Annotated in this window: 26 protein-coding genes; 19 read left to right on the top strand and 7 right to left on the bottom strand. The window is 40.7% G+C overall.

Annotated features, from left to right (window positions below):
* Positions 1-3: 3 nt before the first annotated feature.
* Entirely contained in the window at positions 4-1,113 is a 1,110-nt protein-coding gene (locus H4075_RS04500) for a TolB family protein (RefSeq protein ID WP_182804556.1), read from the bottom strand.
* A 114-nt stretch (positions 1,114-1,227) separates the two neighbouring features.
* Here H4075_RS04500 and H4075_RS04495 point away from each other — a divergent pair, with 114 nt between their 5' ends.
* From H4075_RS04495 to H4075_RS04465, 7 genes are all read left to right on the top strand, one after another.
* Positions 1,228-2,031 (top strand): tetratricopeptide repeat protein, encoded by an 804-nt coding sequence (locus tag H4075_RS04495; protein WP_182804555.1) that lies wholly within the window; start codon positions 1,228-1,230, stop codon positions 2,029-2,031.
* Positions 2,032-2,112: 81 nt separating this feature from the next.
* Entirely contained in the window at positions 2,113-2,760 is a 648-nt protein-coding gene (rpe, locus tag H4075_RS04490; protein WP_182804553.1) for a ribulose-phosphate 3-epimerase, read from the top strand.
* Positions 2,761-2,856: 96 nt separating this feature from the next.
* A complete protein-coding gene (locus H4075_RS04485; protein ID WP_182804551.1) occupies positions 2,857-3,309 on the top strand; it encodes a hypothetical protein in 453 nt (150 codons plus the stop codon).
* A gap of 46 nt (positions 3,310-3,355) precedes the next feature.
* Entirely contained in the window at positions 3,356-5,839 is a 2,484-nt protein-coding gene (locus H4075_RS04480) for a TonB-dependent receptor (RefSeq protein WP_182804549.1), read from the top strand.
* 193 nt (positions 5,840-6,032) lie between these two features.
* Positions 6,033-6,665, top strand: coding sequence for a T9SS type A sorting domain-containing protein (locus tag H4075_RS04475; protein ID WP_182804547.1), 633 nt, complete (start codon positions 6,033-6,035; stop codon positions 6,663-6,665).
* Positions 6,666-6,800: 135 nt separating this feature from the next.
* Positions 6,801-8,444, top strand: coding sequence for an AMP-binding protein (locus tag H4075_RS04470; RefSeq protein ID WP_182804545.1), 1,644 nt, complete (start codon positions 6,801-6,803; stop codon positions 8,442-8,444).
* A 22-nt stretch (positions 8,445-8,466) separates the two neighbouring features.
* Entirely contained in the window at positions 8,467-9,102 is a 636-nt protein-coding gene (locus H4075_RS04465) for a class I SAM-dependent methyltransferase (protein ID WP_182804543.1), read from the top strand.
* A gap of 3 nt (positions 9,103-9,105) precedes the next feature.
* Here the strand turns inward: H4075_RS04465 and H4075_RS04460 are convergent, their stop codons facing one another.
* A complete protein-coding gene (locus H4075_RS04460) occupies positions 9,106-9,534 on the bottom strand; it encodes a hypothetical protein (RefSeq protein WP_182804541.1) in 429 nt (142 codons plus the stop codon).
* Positions 9,535-9,754: 220 nt separating this feature from the next.
* On the opposite strand from H4075_RS04460, the gene H4075_RS04455 reads away from it, so the two are divergent.
* The 3 genes from H4075_RS04455 to H4075_RS04445 are packed head-to-tail and all read left to right on the top strand — an operon-like array spanning position 9,755 to position 11,710.
* Complete coding sequence (locus H4075_RS04455; protein ID WP_182804539.1) at positions 9,755-10,714, top strand: hypothetical protein; 960 nt, start codon at positions 9,755-9,757, stop codon at positions 10,712-10,714.
* Positions 10,708-11,430, top strand: a complete 723-nt coding sequence (locus H4075_RS04450; RefSeq protein ID WP_182804537.1) for a hypothetical protein — start codon at positions 10,708-10,710, stop codon at positions 11,428-11,430. The genes H4075_RS04455 and H4075_RS04450 overlap by 7 nt, the downstream gene beginning before the upstream one ends.
* Before the next feature lie 10 nt (positions 11,431-11,440).
* Positions 11,441-11,710, top strand: a complete 270-nt coding sequence (locus tag H4075_RS04445) for a hypothetical protein (RefSeq protein ID WP_182804535.1) — start codon at positions 11,441-11,443, stop codon at positions 11,708-11,710.
* On the opposite strand, the gene H4075_RS04440 is transcribed toward H4075_RS04445, so the two are convergent.
* The 5 genes from H4075_RS04440 to H4075_RS04420 all read right to left on the bottom strand — a co-directional run bounded on the left by H4075_RS04440 (position 11,707) and on the right by H4075_RS04420 (position 16,783).
* Positions 11,707-12,447, bottom strand: coding sequence for a tRNA threonylcarbamoyladenosine dehydratase (locus H4075_RS04440; protein WP_220494850.1), 741 nt, complete (start codon positions 12,445-12,447; stop codon positions 11,707-11,709). The genes H4075_RS04445 and H4075_RS04440 overlap by 4 nt on opposite strands.
* Positions 12,444-13,103 (bottom strand): TatD family hydrolase, encoded by a 660-nt coding sequence (locus tag H4075_RS04435; protein ID WP_182804533.1) that lies wholly within the window; start codon positions 13,101-13,103, stop codon positions 12,444-12,446. Before H4075_RS04435 ends, H4075_RS04440 begins: the two co-directional genes overlap by 4 nt.
* A 12-nt stretch (positions 13,104-13,115) precedes the next feature.
* Positions 13,116-14,432 (bottom strand): hypothetical protein, encoded by a 1,317-nt coding sequence (locus H4075_RS04430; protein WP_182804531.1) that lies wholly within the window; start codon positions 14,430-14,432, stop codon positions 13,116-13,118.
* Between the two features lie 79 nt (positions 14,433-14,511).
* Positions 14,512-15,354 (bottom strand): MBL fold metallo-hydrolase, encoded by an 843-nt coding sequence (locus tag H4075_RS04425; protein WP_182804529.1) that lies wholly within the window; start codon positions 15,352-15,354, stop codon positions 14,512-14,514.
* Between the two features lie 49 nt (positions 15,355-15,403).
* The gene (locus H4075_RS04420) at positions 15,404-16,783 is read right to left on the bottom strand and encodes a DUF4403 family protein (protein WP_182804527.1); all 1,380 of its coding nucleotides are present in this window, start codon (positions 16,781-16,783) and stop codon (positions 15,404-15,406) included.
* A gap of 474 nt (positions 16,784-17,257) precedes the next feature.
* Here H4075_RS04420 and H4075_RS04415 point away from each other — a divergent pair, with 474 nt between their 5' ends.
* The 9 genes from H4075_RS04415 (at position 17,258) to H4075_RS04375 (ending at position 26,311) form a co-directional block, all read left to right on the top strand.
* Positions 17,258-18,247 (top strand): PhoH family protein, encoded by a 990-nt coding sequence (locus H4075_RS04415; RefSeq protein WP_182804526.1) that lies wholly within the window; start codon positions 17,258-17,260, stop codon positions 18,245-18,247.
* 277 nt (positions 18,248-18,524) lie between these two features.
* Positions 18,525-18,926, top strand: coding sequence for a DUF4878 domain-containing protein (locus H4075_RS04410; RefSeq protein WP_182804524.1), 402 nt, complete (start codon positions 18,525-18,527; stop codon positions 18,924-18,926).
* Positions 18,927-19,015: 89 nt separating this feature from the next.
* On the top strand, positions 19,016-19,378 hold the full coding sequence (gene crcB / locus H4075_RS04405; RefSeq protein WP_182804522.1) for a fluoride efflux transporter CrcB: 363 nt from the start codon (positions 19,016-19,018) through the stop codon (positions 19,376-19,378).
* A gap of 21 nt (positions 19,379-19,399) precedes the next feature.
* Positions 19,400-20,131, top strand: a complete 732-nt coding sequence (locus H4075_RS04400; RefSeq protein WP_182804520.1) for a glycine-rich domain-containing protein — start codon at positions 19,400-19,402, stop codon at positions 20,129-20,131.
* A gap of 113 nt (positions 20,132-20,244) precedes the next feature.
* The gene (locus tag H4075_RS04395; protein ID WP_182804518.1) at positions 20,245-21,156 is read left to right on the top strand and encodes a ParB/RepB/Spo0J family partition protein; all 912 of its coding nucleotides are present in this window, start codon (positions 20,245-20,247) and stop codon (positions 21,154-21,156) included.
* 3 nt (positions 21,157-21,159) lie between these two features.
* Entirely contained in the window at positions 21,160-21,780 is a 621-nt protein-coding gene (locus H4075_RS04390; protein WP_182804516.1) for a DUF5683 domain-containing protein, read from the top strand.
* Positions 21,781-21,828: 48 nt separating this feature from the next.
* A complete protein-coding gene (dapB, locus tag H4075_RS04385) occupies positions 21,829-22,545 on the top strand; it encodes a 4-hydroxy-tetrahydrodipicolinate reductase (protein ID WP_182804514.1) in 717 nt (238 codons plus the stop codon).
* A gap of 5 nt (positions 22,546-22,550) precedes the next feature.
* Positions 22,551-24,380, top strand: coding sequence for a tetratricopeptide repeat-containing sensor histidine kinase (locus tag H4075_RS04380; protein ID WP_182804512.1), 1,830 nt, complete (start codon positions 22,551-22,553; stop codon positions 24,378-24,380).
* Positions 24,377-26,311, top strand: a complete 1,935-nt coding sequence (locus H4075_RS04375) for a tetratricopeptide repeat-containing sensor histidine kinase (RefSeq protein WP_182804510.1) — start codon at positions 24,377-24,379, stop codon at positions 26,309-26,311. The genes H4075_RS04380 and H4075_RS04375 overlap by 4 nt, the downstream gene beginning before the upstream one ends.
* Positions 26,312-26,315: the final 4 nt, after the last annotated feature.

The raw sequence follows: 26,315 nt of genomic DNA, 5'->3' as shown, positions 1-26,315 counted from the left end.
TCCTCATTCCTCCCAATCAGCAATAAATATATTGGTATCTCTTGTGCCGCTGTTGTTGCGGTTGCTGCAGAAAACAATCTTCTTTCCATCAGGACTAAACATGGGGAATGCATCAAAGCCTTTATCTCTGCTGATCTTGGTGAGATTACTTCCATCTTCATTCATGGTATATAAATTGAACGGAAAGCCACGCTTGTATTCATGATTGCTGGCAAAGATGATGCGTTTGTTATCGGGCATGTATGCAGGTGCCCAGTTGGCTTGTCCAAATGAAGAAACCTGTTTAGCATTTGTGCCATCAGCATTTGCCACCCATACTTCCATATTGGTAGGTGCTACTAATCCCTGTGCTAATAATTCCTTGTATTCTTTGATCTCTGCTTCTGTTTTCGGACGGCTTGCACGCCAGATGAGTTTTTTCCCATCAGGGCTAAACCATCCACCACCATCATAACCCAACAAATTAGTGACTTTTATTTCTTTACCCGTTTTCAAGTCCATCACATACATATCTATATCACCATCTTTGGTACTGGTGTACAACATTTTCTTTCCATCCGGTGAAAGCGTTGCTTCTGCATCATACCCCTTACTGTTTGTTAACTGCTTTACAATTTTTCCATTCAGATCGGCCATGAAAATATCATAGCTGTCGTACAAAGGCCAGATGTATTTATTGCCGTATTTACTACGGTCAGGAATTGGTGGGCAATCGCTGCTGCCCAAATGAGTAGATGCATAAATAACGTGTTTGCCATCTTTCATAAAAGCACCGCAGGTTGTTCTTCCTTTGCCGGTGCTCACCAGTTTAGGTGTAAATTTTTCGCCCGCTTTTGTTGGAATTTTTGCGATATACATCTGGTCGCAGGGAATACCTTCTTTTGCATACGTTTTTTGGAAGATGAGCCATTTGCCATCGAAACTGAAATATGCTTCCGCATTATCGCCACCAAAAGTGAGCTGTTGAATATTTTTAAAATGCTTTTCGTCGGGATACAATATGGTATCATTGCTGGTTGCTGTTTTCTTTTCAGTTTCCTTATTCACAGCATTAAACGACAGCATAACAACCACAATAAGAGGTAAAGCAAGCAACAGAGCGGACTTATTCATAAAGCTGATTTGGTGCAAATGTAGATTTTGGAATGCCCGCAAATGTCAGGAAAATGTAAGAACCAGCACAGCAAAATAATTTAGCTTTGCGCCATGCAGTTGAAAGCCTTTTTGATGACTGGATTTACCAGCCTTTGCCTGTTCGCCTGTACCAACGATAAACCTGCCGAAAACGGACAGGACGCTACCAATAATCCTCCTGCCAATTCCAAAATTGCTGAACTTGAAAATAAGCTGCAACAGGAACCACAGGTCGACAGTATCCGTGAACAATTTGTAGAACAGTTAGTACAAAATAACCAATACGATAAAGCATTGGCGCAGGTTGAAACGCTTTTGCAAAAACAACCCAACAACCCGGCTTATCTTTTTATGAAAGCCGATGCGTTGGAGCGTAAAGGCGATACGGCCAATGCCATTGCATCTTACGAGCAATCAATTGCAGCAGCAGGTTTATTTACCGAAGCCGAGTTACGACTTGCCTCGCTTTATGCAGAAACCGGAAATAAAAAAGCAGAAATTTTGTGTGATGCCTTATTGAAAGATGCAACTGCTGTACAATTCCGTAGTGATATTCTTTTTGTGAAAGCGGCTTACTATAATAAGATCAAACAAGCACCAAAGGCATTGACTGTTTACAACCAGATCATCCGTGAAGATTATACTTACTTGGATGCTTACATTGAAAAAGGATTGATCTATTATGATCAGCAAAAATTTGAAGATGCACATAAAGTATTTGCGCAAAGCACCAATGTGAGTAACAAATTTGCAGATGGTTATTTCTGGATGGCGAAGGCAGAAGAGAAACTCAACCGCACAACTGAAGCCATAGATAATTATAAACGTTCCCTCGCACTCGATCAAAGTATTGCTGAAGCAAAAGATGCGTTGAAGAGATTGGGAGTCGTAAAATGATGGCTGATGAATGATTAATAATGAGTGATGAGTAGAATACAAACAACTATAAACTAATAAAAACAAACCATAAACTTTTCTATGCCGATTGTAGCTCCTTCTTTATTAAGCGCCAATTATATTAATCTCCAGGCCGATTGTGATATGCTCAATGCCAGTGAAGCCGATTGGTATCACCTCGATGTAATGGATGGCCGTTTTGTACCCAACATCAGCTTTGGACCAATGATCATTGAATTTTTCCGCAAAGCCACCACAAAAGTGTGTGATGTGCACTTGATGATTGAAGAACCGGAAAAATATGCAGAAGCTTTTCAAAAAGCCGGTGCCGATATTCTCACCGTGCATTACGAAGCATGTACACATCTGCACCGAAATATTCAACAGATCAAAGGTCTGGGCATGAAAGCCGGCATTGCATTGAATCCGCACACACCTGTGTCATTATTGAAAGATGTATTGGCTGATATAGATATGGTTTGTTTGATGAGTGTGAATCCGGGTTTTGGCGGACAGGCATTTATTCCGCAAACCCTTAACAAGATCAAAGAACTCCGCAACATGATCGATGAAAAAGGATTGAAGGTGGAGATTGAAATTGATGGTGGCGTTACGCTGGCTAACGCAAAAAGTATTGTCGACGCAGGTGCAAATGTGTTGGTTGCCGGTAACACAGTGTTTAAAGCACCTAACCCAACTGAAATGATTTCCTTGTTGAAGAAGATATAATGAATGCCGGGAAGACTGAAAGGTTTACAGCCTTTCAGTCTTCCCGGCATTCTGGTTTTAATGCAACGCTTTGATCGATCAAAAGGTCAACCTTCTATGAAACCGCTGTCATTTATACTTTTCCTATCGCTGCTGCTCGGCAGTTGCAGCTATCCTTGTGGCAACTCTTCCGGCCTGCATCTCAATTTTGTTTCCTACACAAAAGCTGAGATCCATGGTTTCAGCATCAGCCGTTACGAAAAGGGAAGCAACTTCAACAATCTCATCAGTTCAAACAGTTTTGATTCTTCTATTGTTGGTTTACGTCAAAGCGGCGATACCATCCGCTATGCTTATTTCAGTAATGATGCATTGCTTCCATCCGGCTTCGACTATAAGGTTTTCATTCCATCAACCAATATAACCTACAACATTACCGACCTTAGAGAACCTCAGGAAACGGGAATTAAGAATGGACAGAAAGTCTATTGTATGAACCAGATTGTTTCCTGCAAGGTTAACGGCAATACGGTAACAATTTCTAACGAAGACCTCTTCCTGAAAAAATAACTTGCTTCGCTTTGCGTTTTAGCAGAAAGGCTTAGTTTTATCTTCCATGAAGGCAACCAAAACCTGCTTCCTGTTCCTGCTCCTCCTTGCAACCTCTGTTTCCTACGCCCAAAAGAAATCGGCAACAGTTACCGGTAAGGTATTGGACGAAAATGAAAACCCGCTTGCGAAGGTATCGGTGATCATTCTTGGTCGCAGCAACGGTGTAACCACCAACGATTCCGGCTATTTCAGCATTAAAGTACCTGCAGGCAAGGCATTTGCCCTTGTTTTCAGTTATACTTCCTACCGTGATGAGCAACGGAATTTCTTTTTAAATGATGATGAACAGGAACGCATTGTTCTCCGTCTTGAACGTGGTGGCAAAGAACTGCAGGAAGTAACAGTTACCGACAACCGCATACGTACCGAAGCGTCGGCGATGCGCCTCAATCCAAAAAATGCTTTGCTGCTTCCATCGGCTGTTGGTGGTGTAGAAGGACTGATCAAAATATTTACCAACTCCAACAACGAACTTTCGTCGCAATACTCCGTGCGTGGCGGAAACTATGACGAGAACCTGATCTATGTAAATGACTTTGAAGTGTACCGACCTTACCTTGTTCGTCAAGGTCAACAGGAAGGATTAAGTTTTATCAATGCTGAGATGGTACGCAACCTTACGTTTTACAATGGTGGCTTTCAATCGAAGTATGGTGATAAGATGAGCAGTGTGCTCGATATTCAATACAAACAACCAAAGAAGTTTGGCGGTTCTGCTTATGTTTCATTGCTGGAACAAGGTTTAAATTTTGAGGGAGCAACAAGAAATGAAAAAGTAAGTTTTGTTGTTGGTGCAAGAAACCGCAGCAATCAAAACCTGTTGAGCAGTCAGCAGACAAAAGGTAATTATGTTCCTTCGAGCAATGATGTGCAGGGATATATTACGTGGCAACCAAATACCAAATGGTTGTTTGAAGCAATGGGCAATTACTCACGCACGCAATTCAAACTAAATCCTGAATTTAGCAGCCAGACAGCTTCTGTGTTCTCTCCTTTCTTTACAGCAAATCTTGGGTTGGATATTTATTTCGCTGGTGCTGAGCGTGACCGTTACAGTACAGCCATGGCTGGTATAGCAACCACCTATCAACCAAGAAAGAATCTGAAGTTGAAATGGATGCTTAGTCATTTCAATAACAAAGAAGAAGAATCATTTGACATACAAGGTGCCTACTTATTTGGTGAGCGTGACTTCGATCGCAGTCGCACAACCTTTGGTTTAATAGTAAATCCATTGGGGGCGGGTGTATTCCAGAATTTTGCACGCAACCGTTTAAACATCTCCACACAAAATGCTACGCACAAAGGTAGCCTGTCGAAAGACAAACATTTCATTCAATGGGGACACAGTCTCGAACGCCAAAGTATTTCTGATAAGTTGAACGAATGGGAATTGACGGACAGCGCCGGTTATACGTTGCCGTTCAATCCTGATCAATTGCAGTTAACAAAAGTTATTAAGTCAAAAGCTGATCTTGTTTTCTACCGCACGTCAGGTTATGTGCAGGATAATATTATTCTGAATGATTCATTGAACATGACCTTGCAGGTGGGTGTTCGTTACAATTACAATACACTCAATAATGAAGTATTGATTCAACCACGTGTGCAATTTGCGATGCAGCCTCTTGGTAAAAAAGATATTGTGTTTCGTGCTGCTGCAGGTGCCTATCATCAACCACCATTTTATAGAGAGTTACGTCGTTATGATGGTACCGTAAATGAATCAGTAAAAGCACAAAAGAGTTGGCAGGTAGTGGCAGGTATCGATTATAATTTTAAAGGATGGGGCAACCGTCCGTTTAAATTACAAGCTGAAGCCTACTATAAACACATGACTGATATTGTGCCGTATGATGTAGACAATGTGCGTATCCGTTATTTCGGCAGCAACAGTGCCAAAGCATATGCAACAGGTATTGAAGCACGCTTGTTTGGCGAGCTGGTGAAAGATGCAGAAAGCTGGGTAAGCATTGGTATCATGCGTACACGTGAAAATTTAGATAATGATCAGTGGTATAATTATAAACTCGATTCGCTGAATAAACCAATCGACAGCACCTTAGTGCAAGGCGGCTGGATCAGAAGACCAACTGACCGCTTCCTCAGCGTTGGTATGTTCTACCAGGATTATCTTTCCACCAATAAGAACTTCAAATTCTCCATGAACTTTTTGTACGGCACCAATCTTCCTTACAATATTCCCAATAGCGCCAAGTACAGAAATGCGTTAACGATCGATCCATACATCCGTGTTGATTTTGGTTTCAGTGCATTGTTGCTCGATGGCGAAAAAAGCAAACGCCGCAGCCGCAATCCTTTCCGTGAGTTCAATAATATCTGGGCAAGTCTCGAGATCTTTAATGTGATCGACCGCCCCAATACCATTTCCTATTTGCTCATTAAAGATTTCAGCAACACCATCTTTTCTATTCCCAATCGTTTAACGCCAAGGCTGATCAATTTTAAGATTGTGGCGAGGTGGTAGAATGGTGAATGCCAAAAAGTAAAATTTAAATCACCTTAGTGCATCGTTCAAACTGTTTATCCCCTCTCGGGAGGGGCAGCAGAATGTTACACAGGAAACTGTTTAAAGGGGTGGGTTTAAAATTATTAATGTCATTAACATGACTTTCTTTCCCGAGAATCCCTGCCTATCTTTATCTCGTAAATTGAGAAGCATGAAAACATCCATCACCGCCATCGTATTCTTTTTTACAGCTTTCACCGGCTTTTCGCAGGCGAATGATCCGTTTCTTACTTTCCCCATCGAACTGAAATTTTTCCAGGCACAAAAAACAAACCAGTACAATGTGTTGCGTTGGCTGGCCCCCTGCACATCAGATTTTGCAGCATTTGAAGTACAGCATTCTGCTGATAATAAAACCTTCAGCGTACTGCATAGTTTTACTGCCGACCAGATCCGTTGTGCTGAACCTTTTGATTATACCGATCTGCAACGACGTGAAGGAACCAATTATTACCGCATTAAACTTACTACTCCCGCCAATACTTCTGTTAACTCGTTCATAGTTGCTGTACTCAACGGCAGCAAAGGATTTGCATTGAATGCGTTGTTACCATCTCTTGTACGTTCAACAGCTGTGCTTAGTATTTCATCAGCAGAAACAGACAGGTTACAACTTACAGTTACGGATATCAGCGGCAAACGTTATACTGTTCGACAAGAACAGTTATCAGCAGGCACCAATCAAGTGCAATTAAACCTTCAAAGTTTACCATCCGGTCAGTACGTATTACAGGCAAGCAACAGCAAAGGCGAACAGCAACAGCTGCGTTTTCTCAAACAATAAAACGGCCCTCCTTTGCGTCTTCTTTTCTCTGCGAACTTTGCGTAAGATAACTGACGCAAGTCAACAGGTTTAATATACATCGTTCTGTTACTGCTGAATAATTTTCAGTAGATTAGATTACTCAAAACGATTGTCATGACCATATCCACACCCCTGCAACAGTTTCTGCTAAACGTAGAAAACCATCCCAACGATATTTTTTTGCGTCAACCTTTTCGTGGCGAATGGACAACCTGGACATGGCAACAGGCAGCTGATGAAAGCAGGCGTATTGCTGCAGCATTGCATTCACTCCAACTTCCAAAGGGATCACATATTGCCATTCTTTCGAAGAACTGTGCGCATTGGATGATGGCGGACATAGCGATCATGATGGCCGGCTGTATTTCCATCCCCATCTATCCGACATTAACAGCATCGTCCATTCAACCGATTCTTGAACACAGCGATGCAAAAGCAGTTTTCATTGGTAAACTGGATGATTTTAAGTCGCAGGAACATGGCATACCACCTGAACTGATCCGTATTGGTTTTGATGCATACGAACGAAATGAACGTTACAACTGGAGTGAATTAATAGAGGAACATCAACCACTTCAACACACACATCAATGGCACGAAGATGAATTGATGACGATCATTTATACATCGGGCACAACCGGCCGGCCAAAGGGTGTGATGCACACTGCAGGTAATTTCAACAGGGTGATGCATGCAGCTATTGAAGAACTTCGTTTAGAAAAACACAGAGCTTTACTATCATACCTGCCTCTCAGTCATATTGCCGAACGGATAGCTATTGAAATGAATTCGATCTATAATGTATGTGTCATTTCATTTGCTGAATCGGTTGAAACATTTGCAAAGAATGTAGCTGAAGTGCAGCCGCATATTTTCTTTGCCGTGCCAAGACTCTGGGGGAAATTCAGGGAAGGCATTCTTAAAAAAATTCCACAGAAAAAACTCAACCTGCTTTTATCAATTCCAATCATCAGCGGCATTGTAAAGAAAAGCATCAAACAGAAATTAGGTCTGTCTAGAGCTACGCATATTTACAGTGCCTCCGCTCCTATTTCTGTTGACCTGCTCAAATGGTTTGCGAGACTTGATGTAAAAATTACACAGGCACTGGGCATGAGTGAAGATTGTGTGTATGCACATTTCGAACGGCCATACGATTACAGGCATGGGTCAGTGGGAAAACCATTTAAAGGACTGCAGGTAAAGATTACAGAAGAAGGCGAGTTAAGGGTGAAAAGCGTAAGCAATACCAAAGGCTATTACAAAGAACCAGAACTCACTGCTGAATTGTTTGATGAAGATGGTTATTTAAAAACAGGCGACATCTGCGAATATGATCACGATGGTTATTTGTTTGTAACCGGACGATTAAAAGACCAGTTCAAAACAGATAAAGGAAAATACATTTCTCCATCACCCATTGAAACAAAACTGTTGGCCAATGCCGATATTGAACAATGCTGTGTGGTGGGCATGGGTATTCCGCAGCCTATTGCATTGATCACGTTATCAGATATTGGCAAACAGAAAACAAAAGAAGATGTGGAGGAAAGTTTACTGGCATCACTGGCTGCTATTAATCCTTCTTTAGAAAAATATGAGTATTTGGAAAAAGCAGTTGTGATGAAAGAAAACTGGACCATTGAAAACGGATTACTTACACCAACGTTGAAAGTGAAACGAAATCAGGTAGAAAAAATTCATCAGCAGTTTTATCCGCATTGGTTTCTGGAAAAAGGAAAAGTGATCTGGGAATAAATGTTGCCGTTACTTTGCCGCAATGGAATTGCAACCATCTCTTAAAACATTTCATTTTGGTGATTACCGGTTCAATGCGTTTGTACCAGACTCATCGGCACTTCAGCAGGCATTCACCAAACAACTTCAAACAGATCCATCAACGCCTGCACCCTATTGGGCACAGGTTTGGCCATCGGCCTATGCTCTTTGCGAATTCATCGCAACTCAACCTCATTGGTTGCAAAACAAAACAGTACTTGAATTAGCTGCAGGCTTGGGTTTGCCTTCGCTTCTTGCGGCACAGCATGCAACAAAAGTTACTTGCAGCGATTATGTTCCTGAAGCAGTAGAGTTCATGCAGGAATCAATTCAAGAAAACAAACTGGAAAACAGCAAAGCAATGATGATCGATTGGAATCATCTTCCCAATGATCTATCGGTTGATGTTTTGCTGTTGAGCGATATTAATTATGAACCAAAGGCTTTCGAAACTTTATTCAACGTTATCATTTCATTTTTGGAAAAAGGAACAACCATTCTACTTTCAACACCACAACGGCTGATGGCAAAACCATTTATCGACCGGTTGCTGCCCTACATCAAACTATGGGAAGAGCAAACAATTACAAACGTAACACCTGCTGTTACCTGCTCGGTTTATGTATTGCAGCAATAGCAGTTATTTCTTCAGTACTTTTTCCAGGCGTTTCAGATCGGTGATCTCAGCCGGAGATAAAATTTCGTTGTTCTCATATTTAGCTTTGAGGAACAACACTTGCTTATGTTGAGGATATTTTTCAAGAATGGCATTAATGATCGCTCCTATCGCTTCGTCCTTCGTAAAAAAAGCTGTTGGTGCCGATGCTGCTGCCCGTTCACGGGTTGGCTTCTTTAAAATGATGGCTTCGAGTGTGGCTAATTTATGTTCAGGTATTTCAGCAACCTTCATTGCTTTTTGTAACAAGCCTTCCAGTTGTTTTTTGCTCAGTCCGCCACGTTCCTCGTATTGAAAGGCGAGACTTTTGATAAATGTTGAATCAGGTCGTGCCAAAACCATTTGTTGTAACACATCCCGCACCACATCTACATCTGCTTTTTTCCTTTGCATGCTGTGAAAGTAAGAAAACACGATGGTTAAATAAATACAACCTTTCCTCTGAGATTTATTCAATTGATTTCAGCGTACACTCATTTAGAAATCGCCCCGTAATTCTACGATTAACTTATTTACAAGTAAAATAACTGTGTAAAACTTGCGTGTTTTAACCCTTTCATTTTTCCAGAAAATGTTTTTACTTGTGTGTATTAATCACTGCAACCTACACCTCATGCCTTTAAGAAAGAACCTTAACTATCTGCTTGCATGTGTGCTTGTTCTTGTAGTAACAAGCAATGTTATCAGCCAATCAAAATGGGTGACAGATGTGTATGGGAATGTTGGCTGTAATATCTGGCTCTACCGCAGTAAGCAACAAAAATTTCCCGGTCTGCGTATCTACGGTTCCATGAGCATCATGGGCACCTATGATCAACATTATATGATCCACTACGGACCATCATTAAGTATCTACACAAAAACTGTAGGAGCAAGTCTTAATCCTTTAGTGGGCGACTACCAGATCGATTTCACGAATACTTTTTCCATTGGATATGGTTTTGACAAACCCATGCAATATGTGAAGCAATTACGCACATTACACAATGGTGATTTTTATAATCTCATCACCAACCAACGTTATGCACTTTTCTTAAGCACTAATTATTTGTTGAACAATCACCGTCGGCACCAGGTGTTTGGTGCGGCCACTGCAACTATTGGCGATGTAAGTGTTACTTATAACAATGATGCTGTTCCGTTTAATCTGTTAGGCTTGTCTGATGGATTCGATCGTTACTGGACCGGAGGTGGTACCATGTTTGTTCATCATCCGTTACGTTTTAATCGTGTTGAATTTGGCTATGATCAATACACAGGTTACAAACCATTGCTTTATGAACTGGCGAATATCATTGGCATCAGCGTTCCATTATATGGCGATTCCGTTCAGAAGAAAAAAGAAACACCCAATAATTACAACACATCAGTCTACCAGTTAAAGATCGGCACAGGGCCTTATACAAGTTTTGATGTGGGCTTCGCCGGTTCCATGATCGATCGTAAAGGTCGTTTTTGGGGCGTGCAAGACTGGATTCATTTGAAAGGCAATTATCCGTTCCACCCGAATAAAGATTATACACGCTTCTTTATTGGCGGATCATACAATAACCTGCAAAACATTAAATGGTGAGAAATATTTTATTTGCAATATTACTGTTGACAATAGTTGGATGTAAACCAACACAGGTTGCATTTAATGAAACAAGTATTACTAAAGACTATGTAGCAAACATTCTTCATTTAGTAAAAGAAGACACCGCTCATAAGATTACCGGTGGCAAAATATTTATTGCAGACCTGTATGAAAATTTTATTAGTCGTGACGGTATAGCAGAAAAAACGATTATTAATCAGAACAGTACCAAGCAACGTCTTGATCTCCCTTTAATTGATAAAAAATACAAACTTTTTATTATTACAACAGAAGGCACTGATTCGAGGGAAGCAATTTTCATCCCCGCAATTTTCCAGGGAATGGATAAATGTATTGGCCTTGGTCCTGCATTAATTGGAAAGTTTGGGCCTGGCGAGTTGGCCTTTTATAAAAAGGCAAAGTTCTATTCAAAAAAGAAAGCTGGGCATATAGGCTGGGTATACGATAGAAAATCAAGTGAGTTTAAGAGTGGGGATATTTTTGATCCATTTGATGATTCTAAAACAAAATTCAATGTTCTATTTCAAACTATCGACACTACTGATATCTCTGACCTCAATCAGTTCAATATCACCAATATTTTACAATTGAGCGATAATCGGTTTGGTGGTAAAAAACCTCTGGTTTATAATATTGCTTCTGTATTTGAAGATCCTGAAGCTCTAAACTTTATTTTTCTTCGAAAATTCTAAATTGTAAAAAATGGCAAAGCCCAAAAAGATCAGTAAAAAGAAAGCCGCTCCTAAAAAGAAAAAAGCATTAAAAAGAACAGCATCACGTTCTGCATCATCTGCTCGAACTGCTTCTGCACCCGCTGCTCCGGCTCCTGCTTCTATAGGATGTGTATGTGTAAAGTTTGGTCAGTTCTACTATTGTATGGTTCAAAAACCTGACGGGTCGTTTGAAAGATGTCCAACTCAAACTCGTTTCAAAACATTGCAGCAATGCCAACAAAATGTTTGTAGTAGCTAAGATTTAGTTGTTATCTCCTTCATCAAATCCCTTATCACTACCGAAGCTGTTACTGCACCAAACACAGCAGGTAAATAAGAGATCGTACCATAAGCCGATTTCTTATAATTCCTTCCATCAGTCAACATCAAACTTTCTTTGATGGGTTGTTCGGGTGAGAAAACAACTTTCACACCCCTGCGAATACCATGACCTTTTAAATTTTTCCGTATCTGTTGTGCAAAGGGACAGTTATACGTTTTAGAAATATCAACCACTTTCAATTGTGTGGCATCAAGTTTTGCACCTGCGCCCATACTGCTTACCAGGGGCAAACCACTTTCATATGCCATGCGGATAAAGGTGATCTTGGGGGTAATACTGTCAATCGCATCAATAAGGTAATCCGGTTTAAAAGCAAACTGCTGCAACACTGTTTCCGGGTTTACAAATTCCTTCACCACGTTCAACTCCAATTCAGGGTTGATGGCTTTTAATCGTTCGGCCATGATCAATGCTTTTGATTCACCATGATTGGTTGCCAATGCAGGTAACTGACGATTGCGGTTAGTAGGATCCACCACATCGCCATCAATGATCGTCATTTTACCAATGCCGCTGCGTGCAATGAATTCGGCAGCAAAGGAGCCAACGCCGCCCATACCCACGATCATGACATGTTTTTGTGTAAATGCACGAACGGTTTCTTCACCTATTAACAAACTGGTGCGTGAAAGCCAGGAGATATCATTCATCATATTCTTGTAAGAGCAGCGCCAAAAACAGTTGCTGCATTTTTTTGGAGCTGCAAACTAAGCGATTCTTCGTCAATTTGAAAAGCGGCAGCTGCATGAGCATAAATTTCTTCGATGGATGCGGTGCTGTTATCTGTTTCGAGAAAGATCTTTGCACGAGGTAAAGCGCCCATTACTTCCTGTAACCCCTGTTTCTCCAATCCTTTGCCAAAAGAAAGATAATAACCCAAGGCGATCAGTTGCTGTGCCAGTTCTTTGCTCTTATTAAATCCATGAAAAATGACCGGGACATGCACAGGAGTTTGCTTCAACAAACCAATCACTTCAGCATGTGCACGTACACAATGTACGATTAACGGCTTTTGTACTTCATTGGCCAGTTGAATATGTTTTGAAAAAACAGTTTGTTGCAATTCAAAACCAGTTTCAGTTACTTTATCCAACCCTGCTTCACCAATTGCCACTACATTTTGCAAAAGGCATTTTTCGTTTACAACTTCGAATTGTTCTTCCCAAGTTTCATTAATCAGATACCACGGATGTAATCCAACAGAATAAAAACTATTAGTTTCAATAGAATCAAAATCCTTGTACAGGTTACCAATACTGATGATTCCTTCAACAGGTTTGGTATGATGTGTATGAATGTTGATGTACAAAGTTGAACTTATTTACCTGTTGTATTCACTTAACCAATGAAACTGTTTTTCTGCTAACTGAAAATGCCGCTTGCTTCGTTGCAACACTGTGTAAACAGAATCGTTCCTGATTTTACCTTTTAAAATGATCCTGTTGCTATCCGGTATTTCATACTGCAAGGTAAAGAGCTTAAAGGTTTCAAAAGCAGGGTTATTTTTACTGAACTCAATTTCTTTTTTTACTGTATCAACTTTGCTGCGGAAGTAACCACGCCTGTACCGCTGCCAGAACAATGTATCAGTGGTGCCTACACTACCTGCACCGCTTTTCTCAAACACAATATCTCTCCAGCGAATTGTATCGTACAACAACGGCGGAATGGTATCGCCATTTTTTACAAATACGGTTACATCATACAAACCGGATCGGATTGGTTTTGATTCAGGAGTTTTACTTCTTTGTACAAACGATTGATAAGATTCATAACCACCCAGTATCACAAAGAAAACTATAAACAACAGCTTTGCAGTAACAGTTGCAATACGCATCCACTTTTTTGGATAGCGGATGTAATAGAGATTGCCTTGCTCTGCATATCGGTTTGAAACAAGAAAGTTTAAAACACGTCTGTATTCAAATGATAACAACACAAGACATGCAATCATTAAATGCGCCGAGAATAATTTTACAGGTATGTCGTAACCAAGATTCATCACAAATACATTGGCAAAAACACCTGCGGCCAGTAAGGTTCCAAAAGTGGCTGTTCGTCGGAAGAGTAAGAGAACACCTGCGATCACTTCCATTAATCCTGAAAAGAATTCATAGGTTGGTGATGCGCCCATAAAAGCCCATGATAAACGCATGGGCAGCAGATCGCCCAGTGATGTAGCCATTAAACTGTTATTGGGAAAAGGCATCTGCGATAAAAACACTTTTGCAAAACCATAACCAAAACAATTGATGATGATAAAATACCGCAGCATGATCCTGAACCAGTAAGCAAGACGGTTATGCTGTTTGCGTTTACTGTCGAGCAACGACCAAATAATCACTAATATAGCTGCGATCAATAAAAACAAACGAAGCTGAATAAATGCCCATGAAGTATCGCCACTGCCATTTAACGGCACAAGACTTTTATAAACATGAAACAGGTTTTTATTAGCGGCATTCACCAGCCAATCCATAAACTTCGAATAATAATCCGTTACATAGTTTACACCCGGAATTATTTCAAGCCATTGCCACGGACTTACATACAATACAAAATAGACAAAGAAAAAACGAAACAGTAACCGTTGCCACAACGGCCAGTTTGATTTTCCGGGCCACATGATCTGGTACATAAAGATGATTTTGGTAATGGAAGATATTATTTTTCCAAACGGCAATTGAAGTAAAGAATTCAGAAAATCTCACCGACTGTCAGAATAAAGACAATTGTAATTCGTTACTGGGTTTCTTTTTTGTTGACATAAGTGAGCGTCTTACGGCAACAGGAACAGCGTCAATAGAAAATAATGCTGATTCTTCGTAACGTGATGCCACAATTACCTTGGTGTTACCCGCATGCGGCTGAAACAACGCATTCACTGTTTCGGGTGTGTTATTATTTTTTGAGAGATGCGAAAGTATGAGATGGCTCAACTGCGGCGTTCTGTATTGCAAAAACAACTCAAGTGCCTGTGTATTGGAAAGATGACCTTCATCGCTGCTGATACGGCGTTTGAGATGATAAGGATAATCGCCATTGGCCAACATCGTTTCACAGTAATTACTTTCAAGAAACACCACATGACTTTGCTGAAAATAATGCAGCACCTGTTTGCAGGCGTAACCAATATCGGTGATCACTGCCACATTAATATTCTGCGAGCTGATCATAAAACTGAATGGGTCGGCGGCATCATGCGATTTGCTGAAACATTTGATCTGTAGCTGATCAACCTCAACGGTTTCATCTTTTCTGAAATATCGAACGAGGGATGGATCAATTGAAAGATTGCTGTTGGCGAATGTTTTCTGTGAAATATAAACAGGGAGTTTGTGTTTGCGGCTCAATACTTCAAGACCGTTGATATGATCGCTGTGTTCATGCGAAATAAAAATCGCTTTCACCTGTTCCATCTCCAGCCCAAGACGTTTCATGCGTTTTTCTGTTTCCCTGCATGATAACCCGGCATCAACCAAAATGGCGGCGTCTCCATTACTAACGTAATAGCAATTGGCATTACTGCCTGAATTCAATGAAGAGAAATACACAGCCATAGACTGTAAAAATAAGGGATCGGAAGAGAGATTTTGCGTTATGAAACTTCTATTTTTCCTTTTGTGCTTTTCTGATACGCAGGCGTTTACCCGGCTTTAATTTTTTCAATCTTATTCCTGCAGTTGCTTCTGCATGAATAATAAAATGTATACCTGTTGCGCCCATTGAAATTTCGCAACGGTGAATTTCAAGATGATCAAATTCCAGGTCAATTTTATCGCTGGATTTTCCTTTTGCAATTGCATTCTCCACTAATTGCGGTACTGTGTCAATTAAATTTCGCATTTCCAGTACGAGTTTAGAAGCAATGGTATCTTTCAATTGTTGATGCAGCAACATATCGCCTGCATTTACAAGTGTATTGTTGCTGCTTACAGCATAATCAAAATTCCTGATCACCAATGCCTGTTCCTCTGAATCAAACTCCAGTTTTCCACTGGCAACCAGCTTCCCTTTAATATCCTTGCTTGTTTCAATCTCAACTGAAATACCAGCTTCAGATGCATAGGCATTGACCGATTTAATATTGAGCGAATAACCTTCTGCATTAAATGTTTTCCCTTTCAACTGGCTGTTTAGTTCTTCGTTAATTTCTTCGAAAGATGTAAACGCATACAAATGAATATCCGATGCAGTTTCAGTTTCCTTTAATAGTCTGTATGCAGGAAATGGATTTCTTGCCGGCAACAATGTTGTATCAGTGATCATCTTTGTTGTTGCCAGCACCCTTGTTTGACAGGTAATGGTAGAAGGGCTGAGTAATATTCTTCCTTCAATTGATGTGCACACAAAATTGATCCACACATTCGGCAATTTTTTCCGGATGATAATGGGCTTTTGTAAATCCATCCACACTTTTGATAAGGCAGATTCCATTGATACCGTTTTGTTAATTTCCCTGTCAATGATGTTAGTGAGTGTGCCTTCATTTTCTTTCAACCAATCATTGATTTTTTTCTTCAGATTTTTTTTGAATGGTCCAACCTGGAACACCGGTTCTTTGATCCATTTTAATTTATCGATCGTAAAGTTTGTAACAAGATTCCAGTTTTTATCAAGTGCAACAGGAGTGGATAACTGAATATTAACTACGGTCACCATTGTGTCGGCTGACTTGGTAAGGCCCTTCCCCATCCTGCTTTTCAGCAACACCGCTTCTAACCTGAGCGGAACAATGCAAATGAGTTCTTTTCCATTTGAACTTATCTGGATCGTTCCTGTTTTCGTCATGATCAGCTTTGCTTCATCTCGTTCATCGTTCAACGGATTGATCACTGTTTCAAGAAACTTTCCTTTGATCACCTGGTTGATCCATAGCTCAAAATTTTTCAATTCATATTTTACAGGAATATTAAATACCGATGAAGGAAGTTCAACCTTTACACTATCTGTTACAGCCAATGGAGCCGGTGCTCCCTTTTGATTCATACAGCCTCGGCAACCTGTGAGTATAACAAGTACAGATACTGTGATTACTATGGCTGGCATTAATTTCATACGTTGCTAATCACTGAATTTACTCAATAAAACCCGTAGTACCTATTAATCAAAATTATAAGAACATAAATAGTACCGTAAACAGAAAGCGATCGGTTTTTTTCTATTCTGCTTGTGTTTCGGCCACTGATTACTTACGAAAAAAAGATCTGTGGAGTTGCAGCAACGCTTCATCTTACTTATCGAAAAATAGTTTTCATCAACTGTTAACGTTTCCACATCCTGTGAATAAGTACCTTTATGAAAATCTGTTTTCAATGATTAATATTGGTAACAGATGGAAGGGTTAGAAGTATCGTTGCCCAAATGATACTTATTGTGAACATGGTTTGGTGCTGAAATCTTTACTACGCCTGCGCAACGTAGTACACTAATTCCGGTACCGGCCGCTAAACTGAAAAAACTTTGACTGAAACGATCATTAACCTCGAAACCGTTAACCCGATTGAATTTTTTGGCGTTAACAACGGTAAATTAGACATCCTCAAGAAAAAGTTTCCACTCTTAAAAATTTTATCACGTGGCACACAAATCAAATTAAGTGGCAGCCCCGAACAGGTAGATCAGGCAAAAGAAAAAATTGATCTCCTCATTGCATACTTAGAACGTAACGGACAGCTCAGCGAAAATTATCTTGAACAGATCCTCGGCGGCGACGACCAGGAAACAGTTGATGCCTTTGTGGAACGAAACCCAAGCGAAGTTCTTGTTTTTGGTCCCAATGGTAAAACTGTTCGTGCACGCACACAAAACCAGAAACGGATGGTGGGTGCAATTGACAAAAATGATATCGTATTCGCCATTGGCCCTGCAGGTACAGGTAAAACCTATACTGCTGTTGCACTTGCAGTACGTGCATTAAAGAACAAGCTGGTAAAGAAGATCATTCTCACACGTCCTGCTGTTGAAGCTGGTGAAAGTCTTGGTTTCCTTCCCGGTGATCTCAAAGAAAAGATCGATCCATATCTGCGTCCGTTATATGATGCATTGGACGATATGATCCCTGCGGATAAACTTGGTTACTATATGAGTACACGTGTAATTGAAATTGCACCACTGGCTTATATGCGTGGCCGTACGTTGGATAATGCGTTCATCATTTTGGATGAGGCACAGAATACAACTGACCTTCAGTTGAAAATGTTCCTCACACGTATTGGTGCCAATGCAAAGGCCATCATTACAGGTGATATGACGCAGGTGGATCTGCCAAAGAACCAACGCAGTGGTTTGGAAAAAGGTATCCGCATTTTAAAGAACATCGATGGGATCAGTCATATTGAGCTCGATGAAGAAGATGTGGTTCGTCACCGTTTGGTGAAAGCCATCATCAGGGCTTACGACAAAGATCATAAGATCGACCAGGAGCAGCCAAACAGCTACCACCGTCGTTAAAAGAGCGTACTTACACCGCAGCATATACAAGTGCTACGAAGCTTATTTATTAGAATTGATCATTTTAACAACCCTGAATAAGCGTAGTAGTACAACCGCATCCCGTTTCAGCAATGAGACGGGATTTTTTTTATGTAGTCATAGATAACACGGATTGAAAAGATTTTCGCAGATTGGCCAAGAAAATCTGTACTAACTGCCGCATCAGTGTCATCTGTGAATCTATGTCCTTGTTAAAACTGTTCCTCAAATCAATCCCTTTTGTACATTTGGGCACATGAAGAGAATTCTTTTTTTATTCGCTGTTATTGTAACCATCGTTTCCTGCCAGCAGGAACGTGAACGCCCAACTGAAGCATTGGATACAGCCCGTGAATTTATCCGCAGCTCACTGGATGGTGATTACGATTGGGCAAGACAACTGATGATCAAAGACAGTTTGAATTTATATGAGCTCGATCTCATCGAAAAAAAATACAAAGATGAAATGAGCAAGAAAGATAAGGAAGGTTATAAAGGCTCATCCATCATTATTCATTCAGTTGATAATGTAAGCGACACTGTCGTGATCGTAAACTATTCCAACTCTTACAAAAAGAAACAAATGCCGGTGAAGGTGATCAAGCGTAATGGTTTATGGCAGGTTGATTTCAACTATACGTTTACCGGGAACCTGTAAAGAATTCAGAATAGAGAAGATAGAAGAAAAAACAAACCCATTATCTGTTTTATTCTAAATTCTGTATTCTATCTACTAACTTCTTCCTTATGCTGAAAAATATTCTCCTCGTTGGTCTTGGTGGTGCGGCAGGCAGCATGTTGCGTTATGCATTTGCAGTTTGGTTTAAACATGCAACATTCCCGCTTGCAACTTTTCTGGTGAACATTATTGGCAGTTTTATTATCGGTCTTGTGTTTGCCTATGCTTTAAGAAGCGAAAACTTTGCAACCAACTGGCGATTGTTTCTTGCAGCAGGAATATGTGGTGGGTTTACAACTTTTTCTGCTTTCTCACTCGAAAGTCTGGTCATGTTGCAGCAGCAACGTATCGGGATGTTTTTCTTCTATGCGATTGGAAGTTTGTTGCTGGGTTTAGCTGCAACCTGGTTGGGGTATAGTTTACTTAAATAATTACATACTAATTCTTTGATAATGCCTGAAATCGACAAAAAAAAATTATGGTCACAATTGGATTCTTATCATTTTAACCATATTGTTCCTCCGAATGTTTGGAATAAGATAACAGAATTATTTGGCGGAGAAGACGCTTCCACAAAAGCATTTGCTGATAAAATAAAAAGAAAGCATAACTGGAATACCAATTTTGCTCTGCATGCAATCCATGAATACAAAAAATTTGTTTACTTAGGTATTATCAGCAATTTTCAAGTAACTCCCTCCAAGATTATAGACATTGTTTGGCATGAGCATTTGCTTTTCACAAAACCCTATCGTCAGTTTTGCGATGAAGTGATTCAATACAATTTCGATCATCATCCTGAACTTATCCCATTTGATGATCAAACGGAGGCGTATGCTGAACAATACATCAAAACATTACTACTCTACCGTACCGAATTTGGTTTTGACGCACCTGCAGCAATATGGGACTTGCCAAAGTTCAGTGATGCTCAGCTAAACGCAGCTAAAAAAGCTTATCAACGTCAATCAACTATCGTTTACAGTAACGGTGGCAATTCAAGTTATGGGGATGAAGCCCCACTCTTTAGTTATTTCGACGATCCTCACTTTTCGGATTTCAATGGCGGTGATTTTGGCGGTGGAGGTGCTGGTGGCGATTTTAGTGATGCCAGCGATAGCGGAGACAGCGGAAGCTCCAGTTGCGGATCGAGTTGCAGTAGCGGATGTGGAGGTGGCGATTAATTTATTTAATAATACTCTTCGCTGCTCTGCCAGTTGCTATTGACACCCTTTACTCCCATTCTTGTTTTTTGGTTTTTTTTCAGGTACTTCGCAGACTGTAACAACACGATATTATGTCTACCCCCGGAAAAAAAGATGCGTTAGGAAAGGGAATCCGTTCCCTGCTGCAAAGTATTGATGAAGATCTGAAAACCACAGCCGGCCAGCTGAAACCAGCTGTAACTGAGGCTGTTACAAGCATGCTTCGCATTCCCATCAGCGATATTGATGTTAACCCCAAACAGCCCCGTCGTGATTTCGACGAGCAGGCGCTGAAGGAACTGGCCGACAGCATCAAAATGCACGACATCATTCAGCCTATCACCGTATCAAAAACAAGTGCGGGTAAATACCGTCTTATTTCGGGTGAACGCAGATGGCGTGCTTCCAAAATTGCAGGGTTAAAAGATATCCCGGCTTACATCCGCCAGGCAAATGACCAGGAATTGCTGGAACTGGCATTGCTCGAAAACCTGCAACGTGAAAACCTGAATGCAGTAGAGATCGCACTCAGCTACAAACGACTGATGGAAGAACTGGATTACACGCAGGAGCAAGTGGCAGAACGTATGGGGAAAGACCGTACCACTGTTACCAACTATATCCGTTTATTGAAACTGCCGCCGGATATTCAACTGGCTGTTCGCACAGGTGCGTTGAGCATGGGGCATGCAAGAGCATTGATCAATGTAGATACAATTGATAAGCAGTTATATGTTTATCACCAGGTAAAACAAAAAGAATTATCCGTTCGACAAACCGAAGCATTGGTTCGTCAATTATATAAATCGGCACCTGTTAAAACTGCTGTAAAGGGCAGTTTGCCGCAGGCCTTTCAGCGAATTGAAGATAACTTAGCATCGCAATTCGGTACTAAAGTAAAAGTGAACCATAGCAAAAAAGGCAATGGCAGTATCTTGATCGAATATTATTCGCTTGAACAATTCAACCAGATACTGAAAACGCTGGGCACCGATGTTGAATAACACATGAGGCATTTATTTTTTCTTATACTCATCTCGTTTGGTTTACTGCACGCTGTTAATGCACAGGATACTGCTGCAGTTAAACCGGTTGTGGCTTCTGTGCAAACAGATACCATAAAAAACCCGGCTGTTGACACAATCAAAAAGAAAGCAGAACACTCGCCACGCAAAGCAACCATCCGTTCTGCAATTATTCCGGGCTGGGGACAAGCCTACAATAAAAAATACTGGAAGATTCCCATTGTGTATGGTGCATTAGGCACTGCAGCAGGTTTCTTTATTTACAACCGCAAAGAATATATTGATGCAAGAGATGCCTACCGTTATAAGGTTGATACCATTGCATCGAACGACTATCTCATTAAGCCAAAATTTCAACCTGTTGATGCCGAATCAGTGCGGCAATACCGTATTGGTGTAAGACAGTATGTTGATTATTCTGTATTGATCTTTATTCTTTTGTGGGGATTGAATGTGGTGGATGCTACAGTTGATGGTCATTTGAAAGCGTTTGAAGTATCAGATGATCTGTCGATGCGGGTGAACCCTACTATAAATCCTGTAACCAAACAGGCGTCAGTTGGATTAGTCTTTACCTTTGGAAAGAATAATTCAGCAAGATGATTGTTTCCACAACGGTCATCGTTATAAAAAATCAAACCAACTATTTAGATGAACATAGCGCTGATCGGTTATGGGAAAATGGGAAAAGCCATCCATGAAATTGCAAAAGAACGTGGCCACGAAGCTGTATTGATCATTGATGCAGATAACCTGCACGATCTTACTCCTGAAAATATAAAGAAAGCAGATGTGGTGATCGAGTTTACAAGTCCGCATACTGCCTTTAAGAATGTAACTTTCTGTTTGCAACAAGCTGTGCCTGTAGTTTGTGGTTCTACCGGTTGGTTAGAAAAACTGGATGAAGCAAAAGCCATTGCCGAAGCGGCACGCACAGGATTAATTGTTGCGAGCAACTTCAGCGTGGGTGTAAACATTTTCTTTGAAGTGAATAAGCGTCTGGCGCAATTGATGGCACCGCAAAGTAATTACGAAGTAACACTCAAGGAGATCCACCACACCGCAAAAAAAGATGCACCAAGCGGCACTGCCATTTCATTGGCCGAGCAAGTGCTTGAGCAGTTGGGCCGTAAAGAAAAATGGGTGAACGAAGTTTCTGCACATCCCGGCGATCTGTCGATCATTAGTGAACGGATCGATCCTGCGCCCGGCACGCATCATGTAAAATACAGTTCTGCCATTGATGATATTGAGATCATACACACGGCACATAACCGCACCGGCTTTGCATTGGGTGCCGTACTCGCAGCCGAATTTTTAAAAGATAAAACCGGTTTCTTCGGAATGAAAGAAGTGCTTAACTTGTAAGCACCATGTGGCCCAAACCCAAAACTGCATTACCCACATTACTATTTGTTTTTCTTCAATTGGCTGTGTTTGCACAAGACACAACAATTGACAGCTTGCGTGCTACTATTGGCAAAACAACCAATGACAAAGTAAGATTGAAAGCTTATATGCTGCTCACCGGCAAACTAAGTCTGATCAGTTTTAACGAAACGATCAAGGTTGGCGAAGAAGGTTTACTTGTTGCATCCAAACTCAAAGATTCTGTTTCCTACGCTGAGTTAACCCGTTATCTCGGGATGGCTAATTATTTTAAAGGTGACTATGAAAAATCTGCATCCTATTATTTTCTTGCTGCAGGAATTTTAGAACGCAGAAACAAACAGAAGGAACTTGGTTACGTTATAAATGATATTGCGAAACTCTATCGCAAAACAAGAGATTTAAAGCGGGCTTCTGTTTTCTACGATCGGGCATATGATTTATTCCGTTCACTTAACGATTCAAGTGGTATGCAAATGATCATGAATGAAAGTGGTGTTGTGTATGAATACCAGGGAAATTATGATGAAGCTATCCGTCGTTACCGGGCATCGCTGCAAATGTCTACGCTCTTAAAAGACGAAGCCGGCCGGGCATGGTCATTGAGTTTTCTTGCCGGTGTATATGGTCTTCAAAGTAAGTTCACAGAAGCAGAAGATTTTAACCTTCAGGCACTCGGCATAAGGCAAAAACTGAAGGATACTTTTGCAATTACATTAAGCTACTCCGACCTTGGTATTATGTATGGCGCATGGAGCAAGTACGAACGTGCAGCATATTATCTTGAAGAAAGTAATAAAGTAGCTGAGAAAATGCAATACAAAGAACTGCTTTCAAATAACTATGCAGAACTAAGCCGCATTGCCAATGTAAACGGTGACTACAAAAAAGCATTGGACTATTACACCTGGCACACACAACTTAAAGATTCATTATTCACTGCACAGAAAACAAGACAGATCGAGGAACTAAGTACCTTATATGAAACCAATAAAAAAGAACAGCAGATACAGGTTCAGCAATTCACGATCAAAAAACAAAACACACAAATATTCCTGATCCTTTGCTTTGTTGCTTTTACAGCTGTCATCAGTTTTTTACTTTACAACCGTTACCGTTGGAAACAACAGGTAAAACTGCAAACAGAAATTTTAAAGCAACAGGAACTTGCTGCGCAATCAATACTGGAAGCTGAAGAAAAAGAACGCACCCGCATTGCCAAAGACCTGCACGATGGTGTGGGACAAATGATGAGTGCTGCACGTATGAACCTTTCTTCGTTTTACAATACAGCAAAAATTGAGGATAGCGATCAAAGTAGATCATTGGTGAATATTATTCAGCTGGTAGATGACAGTTGTAAAGAAGTAAGAGCGGTGAGCCATAGCATGATGCCCGCTGCCCTGCTCAACAAAGGTTTGCCCGATGCTGTTGAAGAGTTAACCGCCAAGATCAGCAACAAAGAACTGCAGGTTAGTTTCTACAGTGAAGGTTTTACCGAACGGTTGAACACAACAACTGAGACCATTTTATTTCGTGTAATACAGGAATGCATCAACAACTGTATTAAACATGCAGAAGCAAGCACACTCGACATATCACTCATTCATGATAACGATGGCATCAGTGTAACCATTGAAGATAACGGCAAAGGTTTTTCAAACGATCTGCAGCAAAAAGAGGATGGCATGGGTCTTTCAAATATCCGGAGCCGTATTCAATTCTTAAAAGGCACCGTTGACATTGACAGTTCACTAGGCAACGGAACATTGGTAGCAATTCATGTACCCACTCAACAGCACGCTGTAAAATGAGACCATTCATTACATATTTGTTATTCTTCTTAGCAACATACGGCTGCACTGCTTCGTATGCACAATCGCCAAAGACCGACAGCCTGCGTAAACTCATCAGCAGCGAAAAAGATATTGACCGTAAAATGGATCTGCTGCTCCTGCTCTCCAATGAATTCAGGATGCGCAACCCCGACTCGTCAGCAAAAGTGACTGACGAATTGGTGAAACTAGCCGGCAAACAACACAACGAAACAATGCAGTTACGGGCTGAAGTAAACAAAGTGTATTATTACATGAGCATGTCGAAACCTGATTCAGGTCTGCTGCTTTCATCAAAAAATATTCGTCTGCTTAACAAAGTACAAGGAACCGATTCTTTGCAATCGCAGTACTATTCCGCTGCTGGTCTTGCGCTCATGCGTATGAACCGGCAGAAAGAAGCCATGGAGCAATTTTATATGGCACTTAAAAAAGCAGAGAAGGGAAACGAGAAAGTTGTAATGGTAAAATCATTACACAATATCGGCTGGGCCTATATGGAGCTGAATCAATTCAAAGAAGCAATCGAGCATTTTCGTTCTTCCATTGATCTTGCTGAAGAAATTAAACTACCGGTTCGCTTTGCGGTGAGCTATAATAATCTTGCATCCTGCTATGGTGCACTTAAACAATACGATTCGGTTTACAAATTTGTAAAGCAAGGCATCCGTATTGCACAGCAACAAAAGAACATTGAAGCCGAAGCAAATGGCTGGAATATTATGGGTACTGCTTATACGGCTGAACGTAAATACCGTGAAGCTCTTGATTGTTTCTTAAAAGCAAAACCCATTCGTGAAAAAACAGGTGATGCTTTTTTTATTGTATCAGACCTTGCTGTGCTGTCAGAGTTGTATGCACTTATGAACAATACAACAGAAGGTTTACGTACAGGTAACGAAGCGTTGCGTATTGCGCAGGAGAAAAACCTGCAGGCAAAATTTCCCATGATCTACAAAGCCATTGCACTGAATCATGAAAAAGCAGGCAACTATGCTGCTGCCAGTGAGCTGTACAAAAAAATGAATGACCTTAAGGATAGTATTTACACTCATGCATCTGAAGAAGCATTGGCTGAAATGAAAACAAAATACGAAACAGAGAAAAAGGAAAAGGTCATACAGGAGCAACAATTTAATCTTACAAGGAAAAACTACCTCATCACCGGCATTTCGTTGGCACTGTTATTCGGCTTGGCATTAGCCTGGTTATTCTACAACCGCAATCAATTAAAACAAAAAGCGAAACTGCAACAAACAGTTTTTGAGCAACAGCAACTGGCGGCCAGCGCTGTAATGAAAGCCGAAGAAAAAGAACGGCAGCGTATTGCCAAAGACCTCCATGATGGTGTAGGGCAAATGATGAGTGCTGCCAAAATGAATTTGTCTGCTTTTGAGAACGAGATACAGTTCAGTAACGCTGATCAGAAACTTTCGTTTGAACGCATCATTGGTTTGGTTGATGAAAGTTGTAAAGAAGTAAGAACGGTGAGTCACCAGATGATGCCGAACATGTTACTGAAATCAGGATTGGGTAAAGCTGTTGCTGAGTTTCTTGATAAGATCGATCAGAAAGTGATTAAAGTAAACCTGCATGTTGAAGGTTTACAGGAAAGGTTGAACGAAGATGTGGAGATCGTTTTGTACCGTGTGCTGCAGGAGTGTGTGAACAATGTAATTAAACATTCCGGTGCATCACATTTAGATATTGCCATCATTAAAGACAAAGATGGCATCAGCGCTACCATTGAAGATAACGGAAAGGGATTCGATCTGCAACAACTGGATGAAGAAAGCGGCATTGGTTTAAAGAATATGAAAGCAAGGATCGACTATCTCAACGGAAGTATCGATTTTGATACAGCCCCCGGCAAAGGAACGTTAGTTGCTATTCATCTTCCTGTTGCATGATGCA

This window comes from Lacibacter sediminis (assembly GCF_014168535.1).
GTDB classification, from domain to species: domain Bacteria; phylum Bacteroidota; class Bacteroidia; order Chitinophagales; family Chitinophagaceae; genus Lacibacter; species Lacibacter sediminis.
This window is presented reverse-complemented; position numbering and strand designations above follow the sequence as displayed.

Coding starts and splice junctions, on each gene's coding strand:
- H4075_RS04500 (WP_182804556.1), bottom strand. CDS start 1,113: ATGAATAAGTCCGCTCTGTTGCTTGCTTTACCTCTTATTGTGGTTGTT.
- H4075_RS04495 (WP_182804555.1), top strand. CDS start 1,228: ATGACTGGATTTACCAGCCTTTGCCTGTTCGCCTGTACCAACGATAAA.
- rpe (WP_182804553.1), top strand. CDS start 2,113: ATGCCGATTGTAGCTCCTTCTTTATTAAGCGCCAATTATATTAATCTC.
- H4075_RS04485 (WP_182804551.1), top strand. CDS start 2,857: ATGAAACCGCTGTCATTTATACTTTTCCTATCGCTGCTGCTCGGCAGT.
- H4075_RS04480 (WP_182804549.1), top strand. CDS start 3,356: ATGAAGGCAACCAAAACCTGCTTCCTGTTCCTGCTCCTCCTTGCAACC.
- H4075_RS04475 (WP_182804547.1), top strand. CDS start 6,033: ATGAAAACATCCATCACCGCCATCGTATTCTTTTTTACAGCTTTCACC.
- H4075_RS04470 (WP_182804545.1), top strand. CDS start 6,801: ATGACCATATCCACACCCCTGCAACAGTTTCTGCTAAACGTAGAAAAC.
- H4075_RS04465 (WP_182804543.1), top strand. CDS start 8,467: ATGGAATTGCAACCATCTCTTAAAACATTTCATTTTGGTGATTACCGG.
- H4075_RS04460 (WP_182804541.1), bottom strand. CDS start 9,534: ATGCAAAGGAAAAAAGCAGATGTAGATGTGGTGCGGGATGTGTTACAA.
- H4075_RS04455 (WP_182804539.1), top strand. CDS start 9,755: ATGCCTTTAAGAAAGAACCTTAACTATCTGCTTGCATGTGTGCTTGTT.
- H4075_RS04450 (WP_182804537.1), top strand. CDS start 10,708: ATGGTGAGAAATATTTTATTTGCAATATTACTGTTGACAATAGTTGGA.
- H4075_RS04445 (WP_182804535.1), top strand. CDS start 11,441: ATGGCAAAGCCCAAAAAGATCAGTAAAAAGAAAGCCGCTCCTAAAAAG.
- H4075_RS04440 (WP_220494850.1), bottom strand. CDS start 12,447: ATGATGAATGATATCTCCTGGCTTTCACGCACCAGTTTGTTAATAGGT.
- H4075_RS04430 (WP_182804531.1), bottom strand. CDS start 14,432: ATGTACCAGATCATGTGGCCCGGAAAATCAAACTGGCCGTTGTGGCAA.
- H4075_RS04425 (WP_182804529.1), bottom strand. CDS start 15,354: ATGGCTGTGTATTTCTCTTCATTGAATTCAGGCAGTAATGCCAATTGC.
- H4075_RS04420 (WP_182804527.1), bottom strand. CDS start 16,783: ATGAATCAAAAGGGAGCACCGGCTCCATTGGCTGTAACAGATAGTGTA.
- H4075_RS04410 (WP_182804524.1), top strand. CDS start 18,525: ATGAAGAGAATTCTTTTTTTATTCGCTGTTATTGTAACCATCGTTTCC.
- crcB (WP_182804522.1), top strand. CDS start 19,016: ATGCTGAAAAATATTCTCCTCGTTGGTCTTGGTGGTGCGGCAGGCAGC.
- H4075_RS04400 (WP_182804520.1), top strand. CDS start 19,400: ATGCCTGAAATCGACAAAAAAAAATTATGGTCACAATTGGATTCTTAT.
- H4075_RS04395 (WP_182804518.1), top strand. CDS start 20,245: ATGTCTACCCCCGGAAAAAAAGATGCGTTAGGAAAGGGAATCCGTTCC.
- H4075_RS04390 (WP_182804516.1), top strand. CDS start 21,160: ATGAGGCATTTATTTTTTCTTATACTCATCTCGTTTGGTTTACTGCAC.
- dapB (WP_182804514.1), top strand. CDS start 21,829: ATGAACATAGCGCTGATCGGTTATGGGAAAATGGGAAAAGCCATCCAT.
- H4075_RS04380 (WP_182804512.1), top strand. CDS start 22,551: ATGTGGCCCAAACCCAAAACTGCATTACCCACATTACTATTTGTTTTT.
- H4075_RS04375 (WP_182804510.1), top strand. CDS start 24,377: ATGAGACCATTCATTACATATTTGTTATTCTTCTTAGCAACATACGGC.